Consider the following 18,796-nt stretch of genomic DNA (forward strand, 5'->3'; position numbering starts at 1 on the left):
TTACCTCATAATGGCCCATATCAGGGCCATTTTCTGATATTAAAAAATCAGTGTTCAGTCAGACGCTGCCAGATTGCTGACACGTATTTGACCTGATGAAGAGCATCCGAAATAGCCTTGTGAGGTTCTCCCTCAAATGGGATCTCATAGCGAGGCTTGCAGCCAACGGCTTTACCCAACTCGACAATGGTTCTTACATCCCGGTTATTCCAGAATTTCCATGGGCAGGGGATCCCCGTACGGTCATAAGATGCCTCAAGCAGGACATTGTCATAAGTGGCACCATTACCCCAGACCTGAACAGAATCAGGGCCGTTAACCGCATTCTCGCCTATAAACTCATTTAGCTGCAGTAATGCATCATCGAGCGGAATAGCGTCATCCATTACCAACTCAGAGCGCGCTTCGGGCGAAGCTTTTAGCCAGAAGATAATGGTAGATGCATCCGGAACTCCGCCGCTGGCCATGGCTGATTCCAGGCTAATAACTTTGTAAAATTCCGATCCGGTATTACCTGTAGATGGATCAAAGAACACGGCCCCGATAGATACGACTGGTGAATCAGCTTTTTTACCAAAAGCTTCAATGTCGATCATAAGGTGTGTATAGAGCATTTCAGGGTCGGTATAATTATGATGACCGGAATCATTATTTATGGCAGTTGTGCTGCTATAAGTCTCAGTAGTGCTTGCGCCTGAGATAGTTTCTTCCGTGCCTTCTGATAACGCAGCATCGTCCGGGGTTTCATCATTGCCAGTTTCTTCCATCTGCACATTATCAACGTACTCCGCCGCGGTATTTTGTTGGACATTTACAGCGTTGCTGGTGGCCAGCCCTTCAATAGAAAAAAGACCATTACCAACTTTTTCGAGAACCGGCAGCGTGCCGCCGTCGACTTGCGCACCTTCATTCTGGCCGCCAGTTTCAAAAGCAGAATCAGTCACTATCTCGTTTGTCCAGCTCACCTCCGGGTTATGGCGTGCCGCAACAAGAGTTTCGTCTGATGGTGCAGAATGATCGCTTTCAGTCAGGTTCGCGTTAATGAATCCGCTGAGATGTGCCGGATACAGATAATGTTCTGGGTGAGCGCTACGGATAAGTGCAAAGATAGCCGCACGCGAGTAATCCAAAACTCCCGGGGTTGCACGAAGGGCTTTAGACCATTCCTTGAACGGACTTTCTTTCTTACTAACAATCTCTTTAGCCCGACGGAAAACACCACCAGGGATATCGTAAATGTTGAAATCCATTGGTAACGTGGCCAGCGCAATCTCTAAATCGAGAGTGTCGAGATCATGTTTAAGGTCAGGGTTTCTGTCGGTCTTGTTGCCTCCGCCAGCATTCGTACCGCTTTCAGTACGCTGTATTTCTGCAACGCGATTGCCTTTGGCCCATTCTTTTACCAGCAGGCCGCGGTCAATGTAATCAGTCGCCGACCAGATTCTGGTGAATCGGAGAACCAAAGCGAGTTCGTGACGCTTTTCCTGGCTGAACACTTTGCGAATGGCGTCGGTATAGCGCCACAGGTCTTTGGTGTCGTAACCCTTAACCTGTTCGCAGTTTTCTGCCGCCAGCAGCAGGTTCTGGACATAGCTATTGTCAGTGTCCATCTCCAGCGCGCTGATCCCTTCGTATTCATCGCGTGTAATGTGGTGGCGCAGTTCGTCGGAGGTGAACTGGGCGAGTAGCTGCTTGCGGAAGGGCATGCGAACGACTGGATAACGTGTGGTTTCGTCATCATTCTCGTCAATCTGGATACCGTTATCATGTTCAAGACCCTGACCTGCTATAACGCCGGTGTCACTGGTGCTTTCAGATTTCAGAGGGGTAAATTTGCCACTGCGCCAGTCTTCAACTAATTTGTTGCGATCGCTGACATCTGCTTTAGCCCAGTCAGCCATGAATGCAGCGATATCTTCAGTTTCGTGCGCTTCATCTGGCGCGAATACCTGCTTAATCGCCTGAACGAGTTTCCACTCAGCGTTCAGGCTGAGTTCGGCAACTTCAGGGATGTCGTTCTTCGCCAGCAGCAGGTTCTGAAGATAGGTATTGCCTTCATCCAGTGACATTTCGCTGGCAGCCAGCTGCTGCTCTTTAGTGATATGTGACTGGTATTTTTCGCTGGTCATGTGGACGGCAAAACGGACCGCTGGAGTGCGGTTTTCAAGAGGAACACTCTCGACGGTACTTTCGACTTTAACGGTCGGTTCCGGTGCGGCAGTGTTGTCCACGGCTTCAGTTGATCCAGCACCAGCCTTTGGCAGCCAGGTGCGTCCATCGTCCTGCAGTTCGTAGCGTTTGCACCAGGTGTAATCTACTGTGCTTTCTTCCGGCAGGTCGTTGTAAACAGGGAAATCGGTACGGACAGGCTTGCTATAATCCTTGCCCCGGCCGGTTTCAATGCCAGCATCTTCCAGCTTTACATCCAACTGCAAATTGGCTCGTGCTTCTGATTTAGCCGTGAACCAGATAACGGCATCTTCTTTGCCGGATTTCTGCGTAGCCTTGATTAAATGAAAGAATTCCATATCGGGTCCTTAATTTTGGTTGTAAGATACCCGCAGCTAGTGATTGCCGCCTTGGGTAGTGGTCATTGGTCAAAACTCGATTCCGGAAAGCTTTGGTCGGCTGACCGGGTACTTAACCCGCCTTGCGCGGGTTTTGTGCTTTTAGGGGCTAGCAGCAGCCATTGGTCATAACTCAATTAAAATTTGAAAGCAGGCTGTTGGTCTTCAGCCGGTTTATATGGATAACACTCTCCTTTAATTTGCTGCTCCTTGGCAGCTGCATCACAGACAGATTCGGTTTGGTATACACCGAGCATGATGTCTGAGCATTCCCCGGTGAGGGCGCAGACGGTAACGATCAGGGCAAAGAAGGAGCTCATGCTTTTAGCTCTGGATTGCCTTTTTGTGCCAGTAAGTAGCAAAGTTTACGAACCAGCACTTCAAACAGATTTAAGCGTACGGCTTGGCAGCCAGCTTTTTTGCGTGCGAAATCGATCATGGTTAACTCCTATGTGCCTTTAACGCCAGGCTGGCGGAACGGTAAACCTGCTGCGCGATTGTCTTGCCATCTCATCCGGTGTTTCGTATGCCGCCGGCAGCTACTTCGTGGGCGTCCTGCCTTGATGACGTTGCTGTGTTTATAGTTAAACTCATAATGTGATTTAATGTCAACACATGATGTGTTTTGCTGGGTGGGATTTTCAGGGAAGGGAATTTATGGGCACAAAAAAACCAGCCTGCAGGCTGGTTCAGTAGACTCTATGGCAATCTAATCTTCTGCAGATTTGAAGCGACCTCGAAGATACTTTTCAACATAGTCATCAATTTCTTTCAAACGAACTTGGAACAAATCGATCATTCGTTCTTGCTCGGCTTCTGGCAACTGATCAAACAAGTCGAGCAGTCTCCTATGTTGAGGAGAAAGCCACTCTTGAGTAGATTCGGGTCCAAAGACAAGTTCTGCCGGAGGGATCCTCAATGCTTTGGCCAGCGCTATAGCATCATCAATACCAATAGCTCTGCTTGCAGATTCATAGTTGCCTATACGTGATTGAGCCCACCCACACAATTCTGCGAGTGTCTTTTGAGATAAGCCTTTTTGCTCTCTGGCCTGCTTTAGCCGCGCAGCAATACGTTCATTTGTATTCATAAAATCGTTTTACCACGAAGCGTGTTATTGCTCAAAAACAAATCGTGTTGACATTGAAACACGAAGCGTGTTTAAATCCGATCTATCGATAACCAAGAGGTCCAATATGAACAAAATAGCGAGCGAGAGACTATCTCTCGGTTTAACACAGGAACAGCTAGCTCTGATGTTCGGGTGGCGTCAATCACGTATCTCTAATTATGAAAATGGGACTCGCAAGCCAAACCTGAATGATTGCCGACGTATTGTAGAAAAATTTAATGAACTCGGGTCTCAATGCACTCTCGATAGTGTATTTCCACCAATCCCCCCTAAGGAGTGAAGAATGCAATACATAACGTATGAACATCATATCAACATGACCAATGCTTCTTTGAAATCCGAAAATCATTTCCATATGAAACGCAGGGGGCAAATTAGCTGCCGACGAATATTTGAAGCAGTGCGGGAGTGGGAATCTACTTTGCCCGGCCAGGCGCAGGAAAAAATCGCTCTGCTGGTGGCAGAGCAGTGGACGAAGGAAGGGGGCCGCGGTATCGCGGTCAACAAGCAGAATTTATTCCGGTATCTGAAAAATGAAGGTGGTTCGGAAAAATACACCGCTTACATCATGCAACTGTCGGGGGCAATCGTCGCCGCTATGCCCATTGAGATCGCCAGAAAGCATGGCCTCAGTAATGCCAGAACGGAAGCCGAACTGGTGGCGAGCGCTATCAAAGAATGCAGTGAGGCACATCAGGCGAAGTTGCTGGGCGCACCGCTGCAAAAGCTTGAGAAGGAGATCCGCGAAGCGGCAATCGCTTTATTCAACATGTTACCTGCTGACGCGGCGGGACCACTACTGGCGAGTATCAGCGCCGTAGCGCCGCAATTTTTTTAATCGAGTTTTGACCAATGAATTCAACCCGGAGGCTTCATGAGCATTGATGCAATGCGGTGGGCCAAGAAAGTTAAGACCGGAAAATCCTCCAGTAAGGCGATCCTGACCTGGCTGGCTGATATGTGCGGCGCTGACTTGTGCGCTTACCCATCCGTCGCTGCGCTTGCAGAGGCTACTGAGATGGACAGAAAGACGGTGCTTGCAGGCTTGCAGCATCTGCAGGAAATCGGCCTGGTTGTCGACACAGGTGAACGGCGCGGCAGGACCAAGCAAATTCCTGTGTACAAGCTGGTCGGTGTTGAGGAAAGCATCCCCGATGCCGAACAGACCCAAAACCGGAACTCTTTAAAGGATCCCAAAAACGGTACGGTTGATTTGAACCGTACCGAAAACGGAACTGTTAATACAAACAGTGCCATTAACGGGACTGTTTCAGGTAATAAGGGTACCAAAAACGGGATTGTTAACAGGTCAGATTTTAACCAAAGAGTACCGTTTTTCCCTTTAAACAGTCCCAAAAACGGGACACGGAATCTACCAAGGAACCATAAAGATCTAAACCCCACACATACAGAACTGGTCGAACCTGTTATTCCTGATTATCCGGATCAGCCAGGTATCGGAATTGGGCAACAGCAGCCATTCGGCAAATTCCGGATGTTTGAAGACTGGAAGCCAACAGCCGACTTTGCACGACAGGCAAACCTGTGGGGCATGCCGCTCAAGGCAGGCATAAATATCGAAGCCGAGCTGAGCAGTTTCATCGCTTACTGGCAAGCCGAAGGGAAAGTGTTTCATCAAATTCAGTGGGAGCAGAAGTTCGCTCGCCACCTGGATCGCGCAAAGGTTCTGAAAGCACCACAAACGGGAGGTACCGAGAATGCATCAGTTCGACCACAGCCAGCAGCATCCCGAGCTGTCCAGCAAATACAGTCAGCACACGCAGAGTGGCGACGCCGGAACGGACTTGATGGCGACGGAGACAGCGTGGCGGTTATGGCAGGTGATGGGGGAAATCTTCTCGAACCGCTGGACGCAGAAGAATGGGGCAGAACCCACGGCCCTTTGGATAGCTCAGATAGGTTCGATGACTGAGGCACAGATCAAACTGGTCTGTCAGCAATGTATGGAACGTTGCGCAGTTGGGAATACCTGGCCTCCGGATCTCGCTGAATTTGTGTCGCTGGTTTCCGAAAGCGGGGCTAATCCGTTCGGACTGACATCTGACCGAGTGATGACTGAATACCGACGCTGGCGAAACGAGTCGTATCGTTTTTCGGGTAGTGACAAATATCCGTGGCCGCAGCCGGTGCTGTATCACATCTGCATCGAAATGCGCAGAACTGGTGTTGAACGTCAGATGACCGAGGGGGAACTTAAAAAACTGGCAGAGAAGTTATTAACCAAATGGACGAAGCACGTAAGCAACGGGCTTTCAGTTCCACCAATCCGTCGACAGCTAGCTGCACCGCAGCATCCGGCAGGACCAACTCCGGCACAGCTGCTGATGGAAGAATATCAACGCCGCAAAGCGGCAGGTTTAACGAACTAATCGAGTATTGACCAATGACCAAAGCATTAACACAAAAAGAGAAGGTGGCGGTATTTGAGCGCTATCAACCGAACTGCACCGTTGGCGATGTTTCCGAAGCTCTGGACTTGGCTGGCGGCACAGCCGGCAGGTTGCTGCGTGAGCTCAGTGACGAAGGAGTGATCATTCGATCACGTGATAGCGTTCAGTACACATACAGGGCGGTACCACACACGGATATTCCAGACGTTATCATCCCGTGCATGGTGGAAAAAACTGATCCAGTAAGGATGCAGGCTGCTGAGCAGAAAGCGAAGGCACTTGAGGATAAGGGGCTATGGCGAAGAGCTGCTGCGGTGTATTCAGAAATGTTTGGCATAGCTGGTAGTGCTGTTGAGGTCGCCCGTATCGCCAAGCGTCGTAAAGACTGCCTGCGCCAAGCGACAAGGGAGGAACCTCTGCTGAGTTTGAAATCATAGTTAGAGAGACAAGGTCATCTTTTGGTGAGCAAAAAGTAGCTCACAGTTAACATATTTCAGTTTTATGTTTACATAAAATGAACTATGATTTACATGTATTCGAAAGGGATGGCTCTTAGTGAGGTCATCATTTAATCCGGAAAAGGTATGAAAGTGTTAGTTGACGATATTGTTGCTCTTATAGAAGCGTCTTTAGATGCAAACTATTCTGAAGTACGTAGTGTGAGCAATCGAATTGCCAAAGCTATAAGTACCGATAATTTGGATGGTGCAAAAAAAATAAAATCCGTTTTGCGACGTAAGGGAGTGCCGTTACGTAGTTCTGGTTATAGCGATAGCTTACCCGTTGATCCAAAGTCAAGAATGCCGTTGGTAGAAGAACACCAGTGGCCCGTCACTCCACTTTTCTTAGAGGAAAGTGAACGGGAAACGTTTAATACTTTTGTTGAAAGTGTTAAACAACAAGACAAGCTCATCGCGAATGGTTTAGTGGGAAAACTAGGGTTATTGTTATCTGGGCCACCTGGAACAGGCAAAACTTTGATTGCAGGACATATAGCATCACAGCTCAATAGACCACTTTATGTTGTGAGATTAGACTCTGTCATTTCTTCTCTTCTGGGTGATACGGCGAAGAATTTAAGACAAATATTTGATTTTGTTCCCTCAAAGAATGGGGTTCTATTTCTTGATGAAGTTGATGCAGTTGCAAAAGTTAGAGATGACCGCCATGAAATAGGGGAACTTAAAAGAGTAGTTAATACTTTGATTCAAGGTCTAGATTCGCTTGATGATAGTTCAATAGTAATAGCAGCAACTAACCATGCTGAATTACTTGATCCTGCTATTTGGAGACGTTTCCCATTTAAGATGCGTCTCGAATTACCTTCTCAGGATTTGCGAGAATTTTTATGGAGTCATTTTTTATTTAGGGATAAAGGTTCTGATAAGGAATTAAAAGCGTTGGCTATTGTTTCAAAGGGGCTTAGTGGTGCTGATATTGAAAGCATAGCTATTTCTGCCAGAAGGCAGTCAATATTATCAAATACGACGTTAAATATTCCTTCCGTATTATTATCAATTATTGATAGTGAATATAACAATTCAGTGATGCCTAACTCTAAGGATCCTGACTTACATACGAAAAAAAGATTAATAAATCTTTTGTATGATGCAAAATCTTTCACGCAGACAGAAATTGCAAGCCTATTAGGTTTGAGTAGGCAAACAGTTTCAAGCCATTTAAAGGAGTGATGCTATGGCAGATGGTAATAACAGTAAGAAAGTATTGAATCCTCTATTATCATATTTGGAGGATCCTACTCCAAAAGCGATAAATGGTGGAGGTAAGAATGCTGACGGTATTCAGTGGGCTAGACTAGATTTTCAAAAAGAGGCTTTAAGCGAAAGCCTCAATAGTATACGAGAAAATAAAGCTATTGTAGCTCATGCTGGTAAAATCCATCTGCTAATCAAGATGTTTGATGACTCATTAGCACCTTCATGGACTCCTACAGATTTATTTGAGACAAATCCTTTTACTAGATTAATTTCTCCTGCTTATAATGGGTTTTTAGTCGAAACAAGCAAGGATAAAATACCCGAGATCATCAAAAAAATAAAAAACGCTAGTAACGATAGAGTTAAAGTAGATGTTTCTAGGCTTGAAAGTATAAAAGCATTCGATAGGAATGCAGTTTTAAGAGGGAAAAGTTTATCCGAGTTCGATTTCAAAGATGAGGATAGTCAGTTTAATATTTGGCTTCTTCCATTTCATGATCCAGATGCTAGGTTTTCGGTTGCTGAAGAGTTAGAAGATCTAGTTGATGAGGATGTTATTACATTCGGGAAATCAATATATGATAATATTTTTGAAGAAAGTAAAAAAACAACTGGAGTTCGTTCATTTAAAAGAAAATTAAAACAATATTTATCACATGGACATTTAACATTTACAGCGGTTGTAAAAAATAAAAAGGATTTTAATCAACTCATAAGCTCAGGAGCTATTTATAGAATCGAGCCGGTCAAGAAAGTAATAACAAGATCGTTGCCTCCTGGCGAAGGAGAAGAACCTTCACCAAAAATGATTAATAAAGAAACCGCTCCTGTTGTTGTGATAGTTGATGGTGGTTGTTCATCAAAATCATATTTGCCACTGAATGTCATTAATATAAAGCCCCTTATTGATAGTTACGATGCAGATATGAAGCATGGTAACCGTGTCACTTCGCTAGTCTGCCAAGGGGGAGCTTGGAATAATAAGTTACATCTGCCTCAGTTAGAGTGTAAATTTGTTAGCGTACAAGCAATTAGTAAAAAAGATATAGATTCACAACCAACAACTGAACAGTTCATTAATTATTTAAGAGCGGTAGCTGAGAAAACGAAAGGTGTTTCTTCTGTTTGGAATCTATCTTTTAATGAGGCTTCTCCATCTGATAATTTTGAGGAAATAAGCAGGTTGGGACATGAAATAAGCCTGCTGGCCCGAGACTTTAATATATTGCCTGTAATTTCAATTGGTAATGCTAATGCTGCTAATCCAACTACATTATGCCCTCCGGCCGATTGTGAAGCAGCCTTGACAGTATCTGGTCGTAGAGCATCTATTTTCGGAGAGGTTTCTTCACATTGTCCAAAAAGTTTGCGTGGGCCTGCACCTGGTGGAATGAAAAAACCTGAGCTCTCTTGGTTTTCAAAATTGAGAATGTTAGGCGGGGACATTAAGACTGGCACAAGTTTTAGTGCGCCATTAATATCAAGTATTGCCGCTCACACATTTAAAAATTTAAAAGAGCCGACCCCTGATTTAGTTAAGGCATTGTTAATAAATAAAGCTGAAGGTATTGAACATGACCTTGCGCTTGGTTGGGGATCTCCTTGGCGCAAAGGAAGTTCTATGCCATGGATGTGCGAAGACGGGTCAGTTACTTTAGCATGGAATTCGAAGCTCAAAGCTGGAAGTGCCTATTATTGGAATGATATCCCAATTCCACCTGAGATGATTGTTGATGGAAAAATAAAAGGGACTATTATTCTCACCGCTATATTAAAGCCAGTAGTGGCTGAATTAGCAGGAGATAATTATTTTTCAACAAGATTACAATGTGCACTACAACATGTTAATAACGGGGGCAAGGCTAAAAATCTTCTTGGTACTATGAAAGAATCAACTGAAAAGGAAATTGATTCAAGAAGTGAATTAGCTAAATGGAGCCCGATTAGGCATCATGGAAAATGTTTTAAAGGCGTCTCTGTTGATAATACTAAAGTAAGACTATATGCGCGTATTTTTACTAGGGATCTTTTCCAATTTAATTATACAAGTCATCATGAATTAGATGAACAAGATGTAGCATTTGTCTTAACATTCAAAAGTCCTGCTGACAACCCATCAATTTACGACTCAATGAAACAGCAATTGGGTAACAAGGTTGAAGCAGCAGTAATTGAACAGGATATTACGCTGGATAGTGATCTTTGATAAGGATCTTCCAATACCGATTACTTATACCCGCTTCGGCGGGTTTTTTCTTGCTTTAACTCCTAACCAATTAACATTTCGTGCTGTTAAACCGTTGATCATGCCTATGTATCGGTGTACTGTATAAAAATACAGTTAAGACAACGGAGGCGTCTATGAAAGTTGAATTAACCATTGATCATACTCAAGAACTTCCTGATGCGGAGACCGCGTCACTGGGAAACACTCCTATAAAACGGCTCCAGAATCATCTTAATGAGTGCAGTCTGGTTAGACGCTGTACATACCCCGATGGGCCTACTGTTTACGGTGGTGGAAAAGAAGCAAGAAGAGGGTTGAAGAGTACCTCCAGCAGACATGGGAAAGCGCAGATAACTGGTTTTATTAATTTGGCATGCAACGAATTTCCAGTGTGGAGGGGGGGGTGGTGATACATAAAGAAGAGTTACCACAGAAGGGATATGCAGTAATCAGGTGTCACGATGGTGTTATCGTTGCACGGTTGCACTCTTTTCCCGAATGCGAACGGGCGCTTATGTACAGGCGTGGCGATGAAGTATCGTTTACACCACTAAAGCGAGATGAGATTGTAGGCACACCAACACTCTTTACACAGATGCTTGAAAAGGCTGGCTATCGCTCAATTCAAATCTGAAATATATAAGATTTAATACCAGTATTAGGGCGCCAGAATGATTTCTGGCGCATTAGAACATATCTTAATTATTCTTATTGAAAATGTCGCCGATAACTTCTAAATTCAATTGCTGATTGAATTTCGGAAGGGATCTCTTAGCCTGTTCTGTTAATTCTATTTTAAGAACACCATTAGTGTTTTTATTTGCGAATATGCTTGGGAATTTTGTGTTTAGCTCGTAAATTTCATTTTGGTAAGTTGCGACAATTGCTTCAAGCCTCTTTTTGTCATTTCTTTCCCAATGAATATCTTTATTTAGGGAGGTTACGGAGTCCTCGGTGATTTTAATTTTTTCTGATAGTTCTCGCACTGTGATATTTAAACTTGAGTTCGCATCGATTGTTTTTTTAAGAGTGGACTCAGTCTTTTCACGTGATTCTATTGCTGCATCCATTTGGGCCTTGTATTTATTTTCTTCAATTTTACTTTCACTTAAAGATGATTTTAGTTCGAGAATTTCCATTTCATACGAAATAGCTTTGTCTGAAAGTTTAACGTTTTCCTCTTTGATAGCATCGATGTTTGCGTCTATATTTTTTTCTTCTCTTTTATCGGCAAGTTTTTTCTTTGCTTCAAGTTCAGCTATTGATTGCTGTAGTTGTGCGATCTTTATTTTAGATGACAAGGTCAATTCAATAGTGTCTGAATTTGGTTTGTCTTGAATTCTTGTGACTAATTTATTTATTTGAGGTAGTAAAAAAGATATTAGTATCGATGTGCAAATCGGTCCTAGCAAAAAAGAACCTATATCATAACTTTCGTTTATACTAACCAACCTTTTTTCAATAGGCCTGTCACTAAATATCAATATCAGGATTGCTTGCCAGTTAAATGCAATCCAGGAAAAAGCAAATGCGCCAAGAAAAGGGCTCTTGATGCGCTCCAATGAGGTTTGTCTAAAAGCACTAAAGATATCTTTTATGAAATCCAACACAGCAATAATCCTTATTAAATTAGATGGTTATAGTTAATTTTAACAACTTTCTTTAATGCATGATTGGTGAAATAATAGGTATTACATATCACATTATAGGTTTACATCTTAAGTCGAGATATGATATCCAGTCCATCTTGGGAGATTGTAGTGACTATAAATGTCATTTACTCCGTAGTCCGAGTCTATCCAACTATGATATTATGAATCGATAGGTCTGAACAGCCTATACCTGCTGCGCCCCTGGAGAGATACCATGGCGCAAATACCAAACCAGAATAAATCCTTACTGACCCTTCAAAGGGCCAGCAATTTTCTTTTGATGTCACTCCTGCAGGAGGCGGCATGAAGAAAAGCTGGTTCACTCACACCGGGCTGACAACCGAAGAAGCCAATGAACTGGTGGCTCGCTACCAGTCTAAAGGCGTCCCCGTCGAGAAAAGCCTCGATATTGACCCTCGTCTTTGGATAGTCAGCGCATTACTACCTCAGCAAAAATCCTCAGCTAAGACAGCGCAAAGTATGCGTTCCCGGGCATGGGGGTGATCGTGACAGTCTACAACATCCTCCCGATGGGTAAGCCACGCATGACGCGTGCAGACAAATGGAAAAAGCGCCCTGAAGTTATGCGTTACCGGGCCTTTTGCGATCACGTCCGGCTGCTGGGCATTTACATGCCAGAGTCAAATTCACACGTTACCTTCGTTCTTCCGATGCCTAATAGCTGGAGCAAAAAGAAGCGCGCAGAGATGAACGGGCAGCCCCATCAGGGTAAACCCGATCTTGATAACCTGATGAAGTCTTTGATGGATGCGCTCTTCGAAGACGACACGCATATATGGGATTCAAGGATAACAAAGCTCTGGGGCGAGAACGGGCAGATCATTATCAGGGAGAGCGAGTGATGCGTGCGCTTCTTCAACCTGTGATTGCACGGGAGCTGGGTGTCGTACTTTTGAAGCCAGGAAGAGAGCTGATGGAGTTGTTCACCGCAGGTAGAGTATTAATCGAGCGCCAGCCAGAAAGTATGGCTGGATATCAAACTGGTCGCGTTTCGGACGCGCGGCAGCCACTGGCTGAAAACGAGCAGCTGCGAAGCTTCTTTCTGAATGAAAAGGTCCTGACTGCAGCTGGTGGTATAAGTGGGCTTGATTACTGGTTGCTAAAGCACGGCGCCGGAAATTGCCAGTTCGCTCACAGTGAATACCACTATCACGAACTAACCATTATGCACCATGAGCCTGGCTCCATCCTGCTTTGTGGCTATTGTGATAACCACTTGCGAGAGCAGCGTACCGAAGCACTGGCAGAGATGGCATGCAGAAACGTAATTGCCTTTGTTCTGGATTCTGTTCGTATTTCTTTAGGTATCGACAAAAGCCGCGAGATTTCCCTCCCTGAACTCAGCTGGTGGGCTGTTCGTAAGACTGTAACGGATGCCTTACCGGAATGTTGCGCCCGGGAAGCACTTCGTTTACCTGAAGAAAGCAGGATTGGTCGCGAAAGCGATATTACGCCTGCAGTACCGGCCACCAGCATTCTTGAGAAATTAGTGTCAGCCGTCACCTGCCTGATTCTATGACAAAACTGCTGGTGGGTGTGGTGGTGGATCAAGCGCCGCCTCAGTCTTTCATGCGGCGCCCAAAGCGTCTGCGCTGGGAAAGTCGCGAGTATCTGAATTGGGTGAAAAAACAGCCCTGCGAATGCTGCCAGCAGCAATCAGACGACCCGCATCACTTAATCGGATGGGGGCAGGGTGGCATGGCGACAAAAGCGCATGACATCTTCTCCATACCACTTTGCCGAAAGCATCACACCGAACTGCATAACGACCGACTGGCATTCGAGCGCAAATATGGCTCGCAGCTGGAAATGATCATTAGAGTGCTGGACCGGGCCTACGCGCTCGGCGTTCTGGCGTAAGGAGCGAACAGGATGACACCACGTCAACGCCGTAATCATATTGAAGCGCTGGGTAAAGCAGCGAGTGCGCCGCGTAAAAGCTGGTTGGGTAAAAGCATGCTTCTTACAGGTATTCAGTCGGCATGGATTAAATCATTGCTGACAACATGGGGCGAGGGGGTAAGCGGTGGAACAGCCCCACGATTGCCTCGCGCTCATGCATGCTGGGATGTTCTTAAGGGCGGGCGATGGTCGGATAAGGCATTGTCTCGCTTTACAGCTGCACTGGAACAAGCTCGAGCAGAAGGATTCAGAGGGCCGCAGGCCTTAAATCGTGCTCACGCCATTTTGTGGCCACAGCCCGCCACCAGTATCATTGATGAAGCTATGCGCGATGATGACGTTGATTTTGTCGAGCAGTCAGTGCTTCAGGCGCTTGATGTAAATGACCCGGTTTATATCGTCGGTCTGCAGTATTACACCACACGCAAAAAAATCTCAGACATTACACGGGAGTTACAGTCTATTGCACCGTGGCTAACGGATTGGGAGGCCAGAAAACGAGTTCGCTGGTGCCTGGAGATATTCAGGGCGAAGGTCTTTTTATCTACGCGGAAACTCCTGGCTGAGCAGAGCTGAATGATTGGGTTTTAACTTTTCGTGCTCTAATTCTATTTATATATTGAAAACGAGCCAGGAAGTTAGATAATTCATTCATGCTTGGCAGAGCTGCGCCGCGATGGCAGCGAACTTAAGCGACAATTTGAATATAACGAAAGCCCCGCCGGTCGGGGCTTTTGCTTTACGGCGATACGACAGGGGTATTCGCGAAGGTGCATTGCACCAGTACCCCTGTCGTATCGCCGAACTAACCAGATATATTCGAAGTAGAAAAATTTTAATGGCCCGGTATTGCAAGCTATGGTTCATCTCTTGTGTTGACAGTTTGTTGATCCAGTTTGAATTAAACTGCGTACAATAAATGAACAGGGAGAATGTATTGTTAAAGATACTCAAAACGCTGGCGTTGGTAATCTGTTTTGTGGTTAGCTGTGCAATGTACTTTCATCTCTATGTAGTGATGAATAAGGATTGTATTGGGAATACCACAGAAGAGGTGACCTATGGGCGTCTGGATGATTGCCCTGATACTGATTGCCAGCCTTATAGCTGGAGTTGTTATTTACATTGATGTTATCTCGGATTTCATTATCGATGCCAATTTCCTTCATCTCCTATAGATGTTTTTGCGTGAGCGCTGCTTTTCGCAAAATTGCTGTGTGAAAATACTGACCCTTGGGTTCAGCGCTCATCCAAAAGCATCTCGTCAATATCCAACTAACCGGGGTGGTTTGTTGGATGAGGTGCCTCAAATTCAAATAGCCTAGCTTCGGCGAGGTTTTTTCATTTGTAAGACCTCCATCAGGAAGCGATGTCTAATCTCATTGACCGAAGGAATAAGTACAGCGTAATTTATTTCTGTGGTGAATCCTTTCTAAGCGAAAGGGCGTTCCAGTCGACTGCTATCTGCAGGTATGCGCGCGGCTTTGCTGACTGGGGTAGAGTCACCGGGAGGCACCCGGCACCATGACAACAATAATACAAGCTTCAAATTCCTTGAGAGCCTGCCATAAAAAGCAGGCCTTTTTTTATGGTTTTGCAAACTGCTGCTACTCTTTGAATTGTGGGAAGTAACTGAATGCCCTGTGGTTCTCCTGGACCGATAGTGAATCAGCCGATACAGCTTCACTCCTGAGCATAGGCCTTACTCACACCTACCTTACAAATAGTCAACTCATTAGCCCGCCTTCAAAAGCGGGCTTTTTTTATTCTCACGACAGCACCCGCATAGAGCGAGGTGAGAGCATGTATCGAATGGACAAAATAACTACTGGCATTTCCTACGGCGCATCGGGAGGTAGTGCCATTTACTGGTTTAGAAGACTTCTTGACGGTTACTCCCCAGAGCAGTGGGCGGCTATAGGTGTGATCGGTAGTTTACTGTTCGGCTTGCTCACCTTTCTCACCAACCTCTATTTCCAAATCAAAGCAGACCGTCGAAGAGCTGCGCGAGGTGAATGATGTCTAATAAATCAAAACTCAGCGCAGCAGTGCTGGCACTAATCGCATCAGGTGCATCTGCTCCACTCATTTTTGACCAGTTCATCAGCGAGAAAGAAGGCAATGCGCTGGTGGCCGTTGTTGATCCGGGTGGGGTCTGGTCTTTATGTCACGGCGTGACCGTCATCGATGGCAGGCGTGTTGTTAAAGGCATGACGGCCACTGAAGAACAATGTCGCAAGGTTAACGCTATTGAACGCGATAAGGCATTAGCCTGGGTTGATCGCAATATCAAAGTGCCTCTGACAGAGCCACAAAAGGTAGGCATTGCGTCCTTCTGCCCGTACAACATTGGTCCCGGGAAATGCTATCCATCGACATTCTACCATCGCATCAACGCTGGTGACCGTAAAGGGGCATGCGAAGCAATCCGCTGGTGGATTAAAGACGGTGGCCGTGATTGCCGACTAACCAAAGGCCAAAAGAACGGCTGTTACGGTCAGGTCGAGCGGCGCGTCCAGGAAAGCGCACTGGCATGCTGGGGGATAGATCAGTGAACCGCCTTACCGCCATTATCTCCGCGGTGTTGGTGTGCCTGATTGTCTGCCTTGGCTGGCTGGCAATGCACTACCACAACGCTGCCAGTCAGCAGCAGACGCGCGCAGAAACCGCAGAGCAGCAGATTAACGCCGCTGAGTCAGTGACCTCTAACGTCCTGACCAACATGACCATTTTCAACACCATCTCCGAGGTCAACCAGCATGCAAAAGAGCAGATCGCACTGGACGCATCGGGAGCATCGGCAGATATCAAGGTTGCTGTTGCGAACGATGATTGTGCTCGCCGCCCTGTTCCTGATGGCGCAGTTAAGCGGCTGCAGCAATACGCGGACGGTTTACATCAAGGTGCCGGTGGTGCCGCTTCCGGCAAACCTCACGGCTGAGACGCCTTACCCGGCTATCCTGGATCCGATGTCATGGGGGCAAAGTCTGGACCTGAATGTCAGCCTGCTTTCTGCGCTTGGGCAGTGTAACCGCGACAAGGCCGACATAAGGCAGGCTGAGAAAGCAAGATCCAGCCAATAAAGGCACTTCAGTAGTTCTTCACTGAGTGCCTTAGATTTCTCATCCAATTTCGGCAATTAGTTGTGTAAATCGGGCCTCAGCCTCTTGGAGGGTAGAGCAAGAAATATTACCCTCAAATTTTAGTTTTGTCCCATCGCTACGAACCCAGATATTCGCAACATCATGTTTGAGGATATCGCCGATCTCAAACGCAACATCCTCTGGTGCGCGTGCCGCAGAAAAATACCTGCCTCCGTCGCTCTCGAAGAGATAAACGACTAAATGTGCGTGGTCAATCGCATGCTTCTTGATAACAACGTAATGCATTACATCAACCATTAATCCTCCTTGGTAAAGATGTGATTCCTTGACAGGAATGATTTCTCTGTAGGAGCTACTTCGGATAGTGGCAGCCATTACAAAGCTCGCCTGCTGGTGGGCATGTCGTGCTGTAGAGCGTCTAGTTGCCGACTGTTAAGCATTACATCAGGCCCTGTGTAGATGCCTGCAATACAAAGTAAGAATAGCTCGTTCATTCTTCGTTTGTATATATGTTATAACTTCGGAAACATTTAGTAAGGAGCGCAGAATGAGTAAGTTTTTATGTTTCCTCGTATTATTCCTGGTGGGATGTCAGGGGCCAAAACAACAAACATTAACACCAAAGCAGAGACAGGAGTTCCCCATAATCAATCAATGGGCTGTAAAATTTAAAGAGGCAGTTGAAAGTAGATTTCCATATGCCAGTAGATATGTCGGAGATACATGCACTATCCGTGTTCATCAGCCGAAAGGAACAAATAAAATCACCAATATGCATGTAGTAGAAGGGAACCCGGAATTGTGTAAAGCGGCAGTTAAAGCTATACAGACCGCCAGTGATGATGGTTTATTACCCCTTACGCCGGAGCTTATCGGTGAGGAGTTTCCGTTGGATTTCAAACCATAGACGCGTCTCAGAACCACTATAACTTTTGTATTGCCTTCGCCATCGCAATACAGCAGACATTCTCGGAGTGCCTGTGATAATGCTTTCAGAAGAGTATACGCTGCCTTATCATACAGTTTTTATAACTGTATGATAAGGATGCTTATGTTGTATTTTCTAGTGTGGGAGATTTACTCCGCTGATTGGATTTTAGTAAAGAAGGGGAATGTCTTCCTTCGATTAGAAGAGGGGCAGGATATAGACTCTCAGGTTTTGTTAACTGAGATGGGTATTGCTGAAGCAAACAACGTCAGCCGTCGCCAGTGTGTTGTTACCTCAATCCAGCCAATCCAAAAACTCGAAGCATAACTTTATCCTCATTGGCCACTGGCATCCGCTGGTGGCATTTTTAATGCGCATCGCACGCGCATATCAAAGAAAGTCTTGCAGCTGTGAGCCTGGGCAAACCGTTAACTTTCGGCGGCTTTTCCGTGCATTAGAGCTTTACTAAACAGCATTCAGTATTATCCTAATAGCTCTTTAATAAAAGGAGTTAGGCTTATGAGAATCCTCTGGGCTATTTGTGTTGTTTTCGGGGCTATTGGTTTTGTTCAAGGTATCGTTGGGGTTTTCGGCGCTGTCAGCGCACCTCAGCAAGCAGCAGGAGCAGCCATGGGAGTTGCCTGGGCAGTAATTCCTTACTGCATTGTCCGAGCCATACAGCAGATGCGGCCGCAGGAAGTAGTGATTAAAAAAGAAGATTGATTGTCATTATCCATATCAAACCAAGCCTCGCGTTAGCGGGGCTTTTTAATGTACATCGTACGTGCAGATCGAAGAAGGTCTTTCAGATGTGAGCCTGCCACTGCGGCGAAGCCGCGCTGCATGATATGACCTACATTCATTAATGCAAAACAGACGTTTAGATGTCTAAATGATTGTTGATGAATGCATGTAAATGATAATCAATGTCATTATGGGTCCTTTCCGCCAATCCGCCTTGTTACGGGGCGGCGACCTCGCAGGTTCTCGCTATTTATGAAAATTTTCAGGATTGCGCCTTTTCCGTTCTTCTTCTTGCTAAGTATCTGTCTTTGCTGGGTATAACCCACCACAAGAAAGGAAGTGTTAAAACCTGGTAATAGTCATTTTACTCGGCATGGTTTCCTTACTATG

At 45.7% G+C, this 18,796-nt stretch carries 22 protein-coding genes and 1 pseudogene; 17 read left to right on the plus strand and 6 right to left on the minus strand.

Translation table 11 applies throughout. The features are described from left to right. Positions 1-47: 47 nt before the first annotated feature. From L362_RS18105 to L362_RS0122755, 4 genes are all read right to left on the minus strand, one after another. Positions 48-2,528: a 3'-5' exonuclease gene (locus L362_RS18105; protein WP_023343832.1), complete on the minus strand. Its 2,481-nt coding sequence runs from the start codon at positions 2,526-2,528 to the stop codon at positions 48-50. A gap of 176 nt (positions 2,529-2,704) precedes the next feature. After that, the gene (locus L362_RS18100; RefSeq protein WP_023343833.1) at positions 2,705-2,887 is read right to left on the minus strand and encodes a DUF1482 family protein; all 183 of its coding nucleotides are present in this window, start codon (positions 2,885-2,887) and stop codon (positions 2,705-2,707) included. Next, on the minus strand, positions 2,884-3,006 hold the full coding sequence (locus tag L362_RS25015; RefSeq protein WP_010433050.1) for a hypothetical protein: 123 nt from the start codon (positions 3,004-3,006) through the stop codon (positions 2,884-2,886). The genes L362_RS18100 and L362_RS25015 overlap by 4 nt, the downstream gene beginning before the upstream one ends. A gap of 270 nt (positions 3,007-3,276) precedes the next feature. Further along, positions 3,277-3,657, minus strand: coding sequence for a helix-turn-helix domain-containing protein (locus L362_RS0122755; protein WP_032637657.1), 381 nt, complete (start codon positions 3,655-3,657; stop codon positions 3,277-3,279). 106 nt (positions 3,658-3,763) lie between these two features. On the opposite strand from L362_RS0122755, the gene L362_RS23650 reads away from it, so the two are divergent. The 8 genes from L362_RS23650 to L362_RS25060 all read left to right on the plus strand — a co-directional run bounded on the left by L362_RS23650 (position 3,764) and on the right by L362_RS25060 (position 10,422). After that, a complete protein-coding gene (locus L362_RS23650) occupies positions 3,764-3,979 on the plus strand; it encodes a helix-turn-helix transcriptional regulator (protein WP_071787673.1) in 216 nt (71 codons plus the stop codon). A gap of 3 nt (positions 3,980-3,982) precedes the next feature. Further along, a complete protein-coding gene (locus L362_RS18095; RefSeq protein ID WP_023343834.1) occupies positions 3,983-4,537 on the plus strand; it encodes a toxin YdaT family protein in 555 nt (184 codons plus the stop codon). A gap of 36 nt (positions 4,538-4,573) precedes the next feature. Continuing rightward, complete coding sequence (locus tag L362_RS24855; protein WP_023343835.1) at positions 4,574-5,632, plus strand: DnaT-like ssDNA-binding domain-containing protein; 1,059 nt, start codon at positions 4,574-4,576, stop codon at positions 5,630-5,632. After that, complete coding sequence (locus L362_RS0122760; protein ID WP_230469177.1) at positions 5,544-6,089, plus strand: replication protein P; 546 nt, start codon at positions 5,544-5,546, stop codon at positions 6,087-6,089. The genes L362_RS24855 and L362_RS0122760 overlap by 89 nt, the downstream gene beginning before the upstream one ends. 14 nt (positions 6,090-6,103) lie before the next feature. Then, complete coding sequence (locus tag L362_RS0122765) at positions 6,104-6,547, plus strand: PerC family transcriptional regulator (protein WP_032637662.1); 444 nt, start codon at positions 6,104-6,106, stop codon at positions 6,545-6,547. 147 nt (positions 6,548-6,694) lie between these two features. Continuing rightward, complete coding sequence (locus L362_RS23655; RefSeq protein WP_023343836.1) at positions 6,695-7,801, plus strand: AAA family ATPase; 1,107 nt, start codon at positions 6,695-6,697, stop codon at positions 7,799-7,801. Between the two features lie 4 nt (positions 7,802-7,805). Further along, a complete protein-coding gene (locus tag L362_RS18085; RefSeq protein ID WP_023343837.1) occupies positions 7,806-10,034 on the plus strand; it encodes a S8 family serine peptidase in 2,229 nt (742 codons plus the stop codon). A 283-nt stretch (positions 10,035-10,317) separates the two neighbouring features. Further along, on the plus strand, positions 10,318-10,422 hold the full coding sequence (locus tag L362_RS25060) for a DinI-like family protein (protein ID WP_333110968.1): 105 nt from the start codon (positions 10,318-10,320) through the stop codon (positions 10,420-10,422). Between the two features lie 331 nt (positions 10,423-10,753). On the opposite strand, the gene L362_RS18080 is transcribed toward L362_RS25060, so the two are convergent. Beyond that, positions 10,754-11,665: a hypothetical protein gene (locus L362_RS18080; RefSeq protein ID WP_023343838.1), complete on the minus strand. Its 912-nt coding sequence runs from the start codon at positions 11,663-11,665 to the stop codon at positions 10,754-10,756. A 345-nt stretch (positions 11,666-12,010) separates the two neighbouring features. On the opposite strand from L362_RS18080, the gene L362_RS18075 reads away from it, so the two are divergent. The 7 genes and pseudogenes from L362_RS18075 (at position 12,011) to L362_RS0122775 (ending at position 16,571) form a co-directional block, all read left to right on the plus strand. Beyond that, positions 12,011-12,211 (plus strand): hypothetical protein, encoded by a 201-nt coding sequence (locus L362_RS18075; RefSeq protein WP_023343839.1) that lies wholly within the window; start codon positions 12,011-12,013, stop codon positions 12,209-12,211. Further along, entirely contained in the window at positions 12,202-12,570 is a 369-nt protein-coding gene (locus L362_RS18070) for a RusA family crossover junction endodeoxyribonuclease (protein ID WP_023343840.1), read from the plus strand. The genes L362_RS18075 and L362_RS18070 overlap by 10 nt, the downstream gene beginning before the upstream one ends. Beyond that, positions 12,570-13,588: pseudogene (locus L362_RS0122770) on the plus strand (DUF968 domain-containing protein). Before L362_RS18070 ends, L362_RS0122770 begins: the two are co-directional and overlap by 1 nt. Before the next feature lie 12 nt (positions 13,589-13,600). Beyond that, a complete protein-coding gene (locus L362_RS18065; protein WP_023343843.1) occupies positions 13,601-14,206 on the plus strand; it encodes a hypothetical protein in 606 nt (201 codons plus the stop codon). A 1,227-nt stretch (positions 14,207-15,433) separates the two neighbouring features. Next, a complete protein-coding gene (locus L362_RS18060) occupies positions 15,434-15,649 on the plus strand; it encodes a class II holin family protein (protein ID WP_023292747.1) in 216 nt (71 codons plus the stop codon). Beyond that, entirely contained in the window at positions 15,649-16,185 is a 537-nt protein-coding gene (locus L362_RS18055; RefSeq protein ID WP_023292746.1) for a lysozyme, read from the plus strand. The genes L362_RS18060 and L362_RS18055 overlap by 1 nt, the downstream gene beginning before the upstream one ends. Next, on the plus strand, positions 16,182-16,571 hold the full coding sequence (locus tag L362_RS0122775; protein ID WP_032637667.1) for a DUF2570 domain-containing protein: 390 nt from the start codon (positions 16,182-16,184) through the stop codon (positions 16,569-16,571). The genes L362_RS18055 and L362_RS0122775 overlap by 4 nt, the downstream gene beginning before the upstream one ends. Before the next feature lie 181 nt (positions 16,572-16,752). On the opposite strand, the gene L362_RS18050 is transcribed toward L362_RS0122775, so the two are convergent. Next, positions 16,753-17,109 (minus strand): hypothetical protein, encoded by a 357-nt coding sequence (locus L362_RS18050; RefSeq protein ID WP_126287421.1) that lies wholly within the window; start codon positions 17,107-17,109, stop codon positions 16,753-16,755. Between the two features lie 172 nt (positions 17,110-17,281). Here L362_RS18050 and L362_RS18045 point away from each other — a divergent pair, with 172 nt between their 5' ends. Further along, positions 17,282-17,641: a cell envelope integrity TolA C-terminal domain-containing protein gene (locus tag L362_RS18045; protein WP_023292743.1), complete on the plus strand. Its 360-nt coding sequence runs from the start codon at positions 17,282-17,284 to the stop codon at positions 17,639-17,641. 540 nt (positions 17,642-18,181) lie between these two features. Continuing rightward, positions 18,182-18,385 carry a hypothetical protein gene (locus tag L362_RS18035; RefSeq protein WP_023292741.1) on the plus strand — a complete coding sequence of 68 codons (204 nt, stop codon included), beginning with the start codon at positions 18,182-18,184 and terminating at the stop codon, positions 18,383-18,385. The last annotated feature ends 411 nt before the right edge of the window (positions 18,386-18,796 follow it).

Source organism: Enterobacter sp. MGH 16 (genome assembly GCF_000493175.1).
Classification (GTDB): Bacteria; Pseudomonadota; Gammaproteobacteria; order Enterobacterales; family Enterobacteriaceae; genus Enterobacter; species Enterobacter roggenkampii.